The sequence below is a fragment of the Mesorhizobium sp. M7A.F.Ca.US.005.03.2.1 genome (assembly GCF_003997795.1).
GTDB lineage: Bacteria > Pseudomonadota > Alphaproteobacteria > Rhizobiales > Rhizobiaceae > Mesorhizobium > Mesorhizobium ciceri.
Genome location: NZ_RZRP01000196.1, coordinates 1 through 8,602 on the forward strand (window position 1 = coordinate 1; position 8,602 = coordinate 8,602).

The window sequence follows — 8,602 nt, forward strand, 5'->3', positions numbered from 1 at the left end:
GTCCCTGGATGCCGAACAACGCCTCGATCACCACCAGCCCACCCAGCATGTATCCGGTCTGCGTCGCCAGCACCGCGACGGTCGGCGTCAGCGCATTGCGCAGCACGTGCCGAAAGATGATCTCGCGCCGCTCGAGCCCTTTCAGGACGGCGGTGCGCGTGTAATCGGCGGCGATCGCCTCGATCACGCCCGCTCGCGTCATCCGGGCGATATAGCCGGAAAGGTTCAGCACCAGCGGCAGCGCCGGCAGGATCAGATAATAGCCATGCGTCCAGAAGCCCGCGCCATCGGGCGCAACTCCGGAGATCGGGAACCAGTTCAGCCACAGGCCGAAAACGATGAGCAGCATCAGGCCGGAAACGAAATCAGGCACAATGCCGAAGGAGACGCCCGCCATCACGATCAGCCGGTCGATGAGGCGGCCCGCATTGAGACCGGCGATGACGCCGGCACCAACGCCGAGCGGAACGAGGAAGAGCAAAATAATCCCGGCAAGCGCCGCGGAGCGCTTGAGGCTTTCCAGCACGAAGGGCGCCACCGGCCCGCGCATCGACAGCGAGGTGCCGAAGTCACCGGTGACCGCTTTGCTGAACCAGAGCCAATACTGGACGAGAACCGGCTGGTCGGCGCCTAGCCGCTTGTTCAGTTCCGCCACCGCTTGCGCGTCGGCAAAAGGCCCGAGCATGACACGGCCCACATCGCCGGGCAGGACCTGCCCGGCGAAGAACACCAGAATGCTGACCAGCCACAGGGTGAGGACAAGTGTGCCCACACGCGCTGACAGAATGCGACCGGTCAGCATGTCGCGATCATGCCTGGACGAAGGAAACGCGGTCGAGCAGGAGATGCGAAATCGCGGTGAAGCGTACGCCCTCGACCTTGGAGCTGACGATGCGGCTGTATTGCGAGAAGTAGCTGATGATCGCCGGCGTCTCGTCGAGCAGCAAGGTCTGGATCTTGCGGGCAACAAGGCGCTGTGCCTGCAGGTCGCGCGCCTTCGAGTAGTCAAGCAGCAGCGCGTCATAGGCCGGGTTGTTGAAATGTGCCGCGTTCCAAGCTCCCGAACTCTTTAGCGTGGCGTTGAGGAAGATGTCGGGCGTGCCGCGGTGGCCATAGTCGGTGATGCCGAGCACCGAATCCAGCCATGGCGAACTGCCGAACGTCGCCGAGCCGTAATAGGCGTCCTGCGGCAGGACATTGAGCTTGACGTCGATGCCGGCCTTCTTGGCGAAGTTCTGGATGATGACCGCATAGTCGGGAATGTCATAGGCGCGTTCGGTGGTCAGCGTCACCTCGAAGCCGTTGGGCACGCCCGCCTCGCCAAGCAGCCGCTTGGCCTCGGCAATGTCCTGCTTGCGCTGCGGCACCGATGGATCGGCCGAGGGGAAGATCGGCGCGAACGGCGTGTCGTTGCCGACGATGGCGCGGCCCTTGAGCAGGCCCTTGACCACAGCCTCTCGGTCGATCGTGAGCGCCAGCGCGCGGCGGATGCGCTTGTCGGTAAACGGCGCCTGGTCGGTCCTGAGATGCACCTGGTCGTGCGAGCTCGCCTGCACGCTCAGCAGCTTGAAGTTGGGATTGCCCTCGATCGCCAGCTCCAGCCGCGTCGTGCTTGGGATCACGTCGAGCTGGCCGGCCTGCAAAGCCAGCACCTGTGCCTGCTCGTCGTCGAAGAACTTGATCTCGATCCGGTCGGGCAGCGCCTTGTCGCCCCAGTAATTCTCATTGCGCACGAAGCTGGCGCCTTGCTTGGGACGGAAGGATTCGAGCTTGAACGGGCCGGTGCCGTTGAAAGTCTTCTCGAAATCACCGGCATAGTCGGCAGGCAGGATGACGGCATTGTAGACGTCGGAGGAGACATAGAACGGGAAGTTGCTGTTCGGACCGTCGAGATCGAAGGCGACGGTTTCGTCGTCGACCAGCTTGGCGCCGCCCTTGGACAGGATGCCCTTGTAGGCGGACAACGCCGACGAGCCGCTGGCCGGATCGACCAGCCGCTCGAAGCTCGCCACAACGTCTTTGGCGGTGACCGCGCGGCCATCGTGGAATTTTACCCCTTGCCGCAATTTGAAGGTCCAGCGGCTGGCCGTCTCGTTGGCCTCCCAGGACAGAGCCAGCTTCGGCTGCAGACCATCCTTCGGATCGTCGAGGATCAGATACTCGCCGACCTGGCTGATCACCCCGATGCTGGCCGGATCGGTGACCGAAACCGGATCGATCGCCTTGGTCGGCTGGCCGAGCCCGACGCGAACCGTGCCGCCGCCGGCAGCCGCGGCGCGCGCGCCTCCCAACCCCTGCGAGGCGGCAAAGCCGGTCAGGCCGAGCAGTGCGGCATATCTGAGGAGATCGCGGCGCTTGAGAAAGCCGCCCTGATGTTCGTCGACGGCGACATTCCAGATGTCCCCCGACAGATTGCGAACTGCGTCGATATCTCTGCGTCTGGTCATTTTGAAACCCTGCTTTGAAATGAAGATTGAAAATCTATGCGACGGGCTCGCCGTCGAGATGGATGCGGTCGACGGCCTGCGGATAGAAGGCGATGAGGCCCTTGATCTTCGGCATTTCCTCAATGGGATCCCGGTAGCTCCAGGCGATATCAGGGCGCACCGAACCGTCGCTCAGCAGGCCGGACCAGTAAGAGGCGATGCCCTTGTAGGGACATCGCGTCGTGGTGACGGACGCCGTCAGCCGCTCCAGCCGGATGTCTTCCGCGGGCAGATAAAAACGCGTCGGCAGATGCGTCTCGAACAGCAGCACCGGGCGGTGGCTGTCGGCGATCGGCTCGCCGTCGAACCAGATCTGCAAATGGCTCGAGCTTTGCAGAACATCGATGCGTGCATAGGGATCGCGGGCGTGGACGAAGACTTCCTCTTCCTCCTCGAACCACTGGTCGACGGCCTTCCAGGTGAATGCAATGCGGCCGGCCAGCGGCGCCAGGTTTTCATCCGGCGGCGACACGAACGACCACGCCGCGTTGGCGCTGCGCCTGTCGCCGCTGTCGATATCCCAATAGGCGGTCTCGCCACCGACCGGATGCGGCTCGCGATGCAGCGAAGGTTTCAGCACCGATGGGTCGACCGCTGACGGCGGGAAGAAATAGATCGGCAGGAAATGGTTGGAGCGCAGCACCAGCACGTTGCGGCTGTCGGCGATGGTGCGGCCGCCGAATTTGACGCGCACACGCTTGGGGCTGTGCAGGACATTGACGAGCTGCGGCGCGGTCGCTTCGCGTGGCTGCAATCTTGGTGCGACGGTCATGATCGTTCTTCCGGTCAGGACACGGCACGCGCATTGTCGCGCTGCTCGGCGAAGCGGTTGGCGGGCCGCGCCAGGCCGAAACGGTCGCGCAGCGTTCCCGGCCCGTATTCGGTCGGGAAGACGCCGCGCCGCTGCAGCTCCGGCACCACCTGTTCGGCAAAATTCACCCAGTCTTCTGGCAGCAGCGGGAACATCAGGTTGAAGCCGTCAGCGGCACCCGAAACGAACCAGTCCTGCAACTGGTCCGCGATCTGTACCGGCGTGCCGGCAACCGTCGGCACCGAACCGCTGTTGGCGAGCTTGCGCGCGATCTCGCGCAGGCTGAGATTCTGCTTCGCCCACTGCTTGACCCGGTTGAGCGATGTGCGCCCGCCATTGAACGTGCTTTCGTCCGGCAGCGGCGGCAGCGGCCCGTCCGGCGGGAACAGCGACAGGTCCAACCCGCTCCAGCTCGACAGAAGGTCGATGCCGACCTGATCCGGCAGCAAGGTCTGCAGGTATTCTTGCTTTTCCCGGCCTTCCGCTTCGGAGGCGGCGACGATCGGCAGGATGCCGGGCAGGATCTTGAAGCTCTCCGGCCGCCTGCCGTGGCGGGCCAGCCGCTCGTTGATATCCTGACGGTATTTGATGCCATCCTCCTTGGTGCTGTAGATGGCGAAGTGCGCATCGGCCTGGGCGGTGGCGAAGTTCTTGCCATCTTCGGACGAGCCGGCCTGGACGATTAGCGGATGGCCTTGCGGCGGCCGCGAGACATTGAGCGGCCCACGCACCTTGAAGTGCTTGCCCTTGTGATCGATGGGATGGACCTTGTCGGGGTCGGCGAAATGGCCTGACGCCTTGTCGATCAGCAGCGCCTCGTCTTCCCAGCTGTCCCACAGCGCCTTGACGATATCGAGGAATTCGGCCGCGCGTTCATAGCGGAAAGCATGTTCGATATTGCCGTCTCGGCCGAAATTGCGCGCCTCCTCATCCATGGCCGAGGTGACGACGTTCCACGACGCCCTGCCCTTGCTGATATGGTCGAGCGAGGCGAACATGCGCGCCACATTGTACGGCTCGCTGTAGGAACTCGACGCCGTGGTGATCAGGCCGATATGCTTGGTCACGCTAGCCAGCGCCGATAGCAGCGTCAGCGGTTCGAGGCGGGCATTGGCGTAATGGGCGACGCCGCTCTTGACTGAATCCCAGATCGACACGTGGTCGGCGACGAAGATGGTGTCGATCCTGGCGCGTTCGGCCGCCTGCACGAGATCGCGGTAGAATTCGAAATCCAGTACCTCCCGCCCCGGCGCCCTCGGGTGGCGCCACGACATCCGATGATCGCCCTGCGGGTTGAAGAAGAATGCGCTGAGGATCATGTGGTCTCGAGCCATGCCGGGCCTCCTTCCAGATCTGCTCCGGAGACCGTCGCGCTGCCTCGGCAGACGGCGACAATCTCTGCTGATGCGAGAAAGGTAGATTGCGCTCCGGCTTAATTCGAGTAATTTTATAAAGATAATGTATTGCGAAAGCGGAAGCGATTGCCCTCGATGGCGGCGCTGGAAGAAAGTGGTTTCAAGTCCCCATGTCCTCCTCGGTTCTGAACGTAGACCAGCTGTCCGTGGCCTATGACGGGCGCAAGGGATCGCATCCCGCCGTCAGCGGCGTGTCACTGCACATCGGCGAAGGCGAAGCGCTCGGCCTGGTTGGCGAGTCGGGATCGGGCAAAAGCTCGGTGGCGCTCGCCATATTGCGCTATCTGCCGAAAAACGCCCGCATCGCTGCGTCGGCGCTGGAATTCCAGGGCCGCGAAATCCGCGACCTTTCCGCCGAGCAGCTGCGCCGGCTCAGGGGAAATCATATCGCCGCCGTCTACCAGCATCCCGGTGCTGCCCTCAATCCAAGCATGACGATCGGCCGCCAGATCACCGAGACGGTCATGCGGCATCGCCCGGTTCGCCTCGAAGAGGCGCGCGGGCGCGCCGCCGAACTGCTCGGCCGCGTCCGGGTCAGCCATCCGGAGCGGGTGCTGGATCTCTATCCGCACGAACTCTCCGGCGGCATGCAGCAGCGCGCCAACATCGCCATTGCCATTGCGCTCGACCCATCGCTGCTGGTGCTGGATGAGCCGACGACGGCGCTCGACGCCAGCGTCCAGTCCGAGATCATCGCCATCCTCTCCGACTTACGCAAGGATCACAAAACCAGCATCCTGCTGATCAGCCACGACATCAATATGATCCGCCGCTCCTGCGACCGGGTGGCGGTGATGCAGGCGGGAACCGTGGTCGAAAGCGGCGTTGCGAGCGATGTCTTCGACAACCCCTCTCACGCCTACACCAAGGCGCTCATCGCCTCGATCCCGGCGCTCAACTACACCAAGCGGGACGGAAGACTGGCGGAGACGGACGGCGTGCCAGCGCACCCAATAGTCCAAGGCGAAGACGCCGGCCTGCCAAAAGAACGCCGCATCGCGATCGCCTGCAAAGGCATCAGTCATGCCTTCGGCAGCCAGCCAGTGCTGCACCACGTCGATCTCGACATCGGCCAGGGCGAGACCTTCGGGCTGATCGGCGAGTCCGGTTCTGGCAAGTCGACCCTGGCACGGATCGTCACCGGTCTGCAGACGCCAAGCGCCGGATCGGTCGAACTGTTCGGCAGGACGGTCGCGCCGCGCGTCGAGAAGAGAAACCTTGCCGAACGCCGCGACGTGCAGATGGTCTTCCAGTCGCCGGATCGCACGCTCAATCCGCGCCAGCGGATCGGCACGATCCTCGGCCGCCCGCTGCGCAGGCTCGCCGGCCTGCGCCGCAGCGAGGTGAGAGCCCGCGTCGGCGACCTGCTGCAATCGGTTCGCCTCGCCGGCGCCACGGCCGAGCAGAAATCGCGTTCGCTGTCCGGTGGCCAGCGGCAGCGGGCGGCAATCGCGCGCGCCTTCGCCGGCGTGCCGAAGGTCGTCGTGCTCGATGAACCGACTTCCGCGCTCGACGTCTCCGTCCAGGCGACCGTTCTCAACCTGCTCAACGACCTGCAGCGCGACAAGGACACGACCTATCTGTTCATCAGCCACGACCTCAGGGTGGTGCGCTACATGGCCGACAGGATCGGCGTGCTCTATCGCGGACGCCTGGTCGAAACCGGCTCCTCCGACCAGATTTTTCGCGGCCCCAACCACCCCTATACGGCCCTGCTTTTGGCTGCGTCCTCCGACGAAGCTGCGCCGAGACTATCCGCTCCAATCGAGATCGAGTCGGCCGGCGTCCCGAATACGGGGTGCTCCTTCGCCGACCGCTGCCCGCTGGTCCTGCTCGACTGCCGAAAGACGGAGCCGCCGGCCCGAGAGACCGCGGCAGGGCATCTGATCGCCTGCTGGCGGCACGGCAAGGGTGTCTGAGCGCCCGAAGGTCCGCAGCAGTGGCAGGGTTTTAGCGGCAAGCAGATCGTCGATGTCTGGAACCTCTCCGACGGCTGCTGCGGAGTTCCTGCCGCCGTGGTTGGGCCGCTTCCTCGCATACAAGTACATTCATTTGTGCTAATATATAACTGTCATGCACATTCGTTTCGTGACGAAGACGTGCGAGGATGCAATGAAAACCATGAATCGCAGGTCTGCAATTGCTCTCGGTGTGATGGCTGTCGCGATAACGCCTCTGTTCACCCTGGCGGCATCAGCGAAGAAATACGGCCCGAAGGAAGGCAAGGAGATTGCGCCCGGTGTCAGGGTGGTTGAGGTCAGCACCGGCAACTCCGACATTCCCGCCTACAAGAGCATCGCAATTGTCGACGTGGTATTTCAGCCCGGCGCACACGCGCCTCAGATGGTGATGGACAACGATATGATCTGCACCATTGCTTCAGGTGCGTTCACGATCAAGAAGGCCGACAAGGAATTCAAGCTCAAGACGGGTGACATGTACACCTGCGCCAAAGGCAAGACCGACGAGGCGACAAATACAAGCAAGGAGGTCGGCGTGCATCGGATCGCCGTCCTGATACCTGCCTAGCAAACCGGATTCCGGCCGGATGGAAGGTCGCATGCCGTCCGGCCGGCGCTTGCGTACACTAGGTGCTGGCCTCGTCCGGCCAACGCCCTTCGGCAAGATCGGCAGGATTCCGCCGCTGGTGCCAGCCAGGTCACAGCCGCATGTTCGCTTTCCTTCAGGCACAGTGCGATGCCGGCATTGGCTCTTGAAGGGCCAAGCCAGACCCGCGTAACATAGCGCCAAGTCAACCGCTCACATTGAGTCTGCTTTATTAGTCCGGGCTAACGTCCGGATTGGTTTGGATATTTTCCTTGAACACGCAAGCAACCAGCAGCGCATCGGAGCGCGGCAAATCGTTTGCCCATGTGGCGGAAGCCTCCTGGGGCAAGGGCCTTAGCACCTTGCTCCGCATCGTGCGCATGACGCTGCGCCATCCCTGGCAGGTCGCCATCACCATCGTCTCGACCTTCATCGCCGCGACGCTGCAGCTTTTCATTCCACGCCTGCTGGGACGCGCCATCGACCAGGCGCAAGGCGTGATGGCCGCAGGCGCCGGCGCTGCGGCGGAACAGGCGCTGTGGAACACGGCGCTGACGCTGCTCGTCGTCTCGATCCTGCGCGGCCTCTTCACCATGGCGCAGAACTACTATGGCGAGGCCGTCGGTCATCGCACCGGCTATGAACTGCGGCTGGCCTTCTACGAGAAGGTCCAGCGCCTGAGCTTCGCCTACCACGACAGGGTCCACACCGGCGATTTGATCACGCTCGGCCTGCTCGATCTCGACGGCGTGCGCATGTTCTTCTCCACCGGCATTTTGCGTGTGGTGCTGCTCGGCGTGCTGATCGGCGTCGGCGCCTATCTCCTGATCAGCACCGATCTCATGCTCGGGCTGCTCAGCCTGAGCTTCGTGCCGTTCGTTGCCTGGCGGTCCTCGGTCACCCAGCTCAAACTGCGCAGCACCTGGCTGACGTTGCAGGAGCGGCTGTCTGTGCTGAGCCGGGTGATGGATGAGAACCTCGGCGGCATCCGCGTCGTGCGGGCCTTTGCGGCACAGCGGCATGAGCTGGAAAAATTCGACCGCGCCAAGCGCGATGCGCTGGACCTCGCCAATCAGCGCGTCGACATCCGCGTCTCCAACACCAGCGCCATGAATTTTTCCTTCCTGGCCGCCATGGGGCTGGTGCTCTGGTTCGGCGGCCAGAAGGTGATCGCGGGTCAGATCAGCGTCGGCACGCTCGCCCAGTTCCTTACCTTCATGACCATCCTGCAGATGCCGGTGCGCCAGCTCGGGCTGATGGTCAATTCCTTCGCGCGCGCCTCGACCTGCGGCAGCCGGCTATTCGAACTGCTCGACGCCGAACTCGACATCGAGGACGCGCCC

Annotated in this window: 7 protein-coding genes; 3 read left to right on the plus strand and 4 right to left on the minus strand. The window is 63.5% G+C overall.

The genetic code is table 11. The features are described 5' to 3' along the window. The 4 genes from EN991_RS13410 to EN991_RS13425 form a co-directional block, all read right to left on the minus strand. Positions 1–802 (minus strand): ABC transporter permease (locus tag EN991_RS13410; RefSeq protein WP_164769029.1); only part of this gene is annotated, 802 nt, incomplete at its 3' end. A 7-nt stretch (positions 803–809) separates the two neighbouring features. Beyond that, entirely contained in the window at positions 810–2,447 is a 1,638-nt protein-coding gene (locus EN991_RS13415) for an ABC transporter substrate-binding protein (RefSeq protein WP_024503938.1), read from the minus strand. Positions 2,448–2,481: 34 nt separating this feature from the next. Next, positions 2,482–3,258, minus strand: coding sequence for a DUF427 domain-containing protein (locus tag EN991_RS13420; RefSeq protein ID WP_024503939.1), 777 nt, complete (start codon positions 3,256–3,258; stop codon positions 2,482–2,484). Between the two features lie 14 nt (positions 3,259–3,272). Beyond that, the gene (locus tag EN991_RS13425) at positions 3,273–4,631 is read right to left on the minus strand and encodes an LLM class flavin-dependent oxidoreductase (protein WP_024503940.1); all 1,359 of its coding nucleotides are present in this window, start codon (positions 4,629–4,631) and stop codon (positions 3,273–3,275) included. A gap of 191 nt (positions 4,632–4,822) precedes the next feature. Between EN991_RS13425 and EN991_RS13430 the strand changes: the two genes are divergently transcribed. From EN991_RS13430 to EN991_RS13440, 3 genes are all read left to right on the plus strand, one after another. Beyond that, the gene (locus EN991_RS13430; RefSeq protein WP_127368932.1) at positions 4,823–6,631 is read left to right on the plus strand and encodes an ABC transporter ATP-binding protein; all 1,809 of its coding nucleotides are present in this window, start codon (positions 4,823–4,825) and stop codon (positions 6,629–6,631) included. A gap of 154 nt (positions 6,632–6,785) precedes the next feature. Then, the gene (locus EN991_RS13435) at positions 6,786–7,241 is read left to right on the plus strand and encodes a hypothetical protein (RefSeq protein WP_245460958.1); all 456 of its coding nucleotides are present in this window, start codon (positions 6,786–6,788) and stop codon (positions 7,239–7,241) included. A 290-nt stretch (positions 7,242–7,531) separates the two neighbouring features. Next, on the plus strand, positions 7,532–8,602 hold a 1,071-nt coding region (locus EN991_RS13440; RefSeq protein WP_164769031.1), incomplete at its 3' end, for an ABC transporter ATP-binding protein.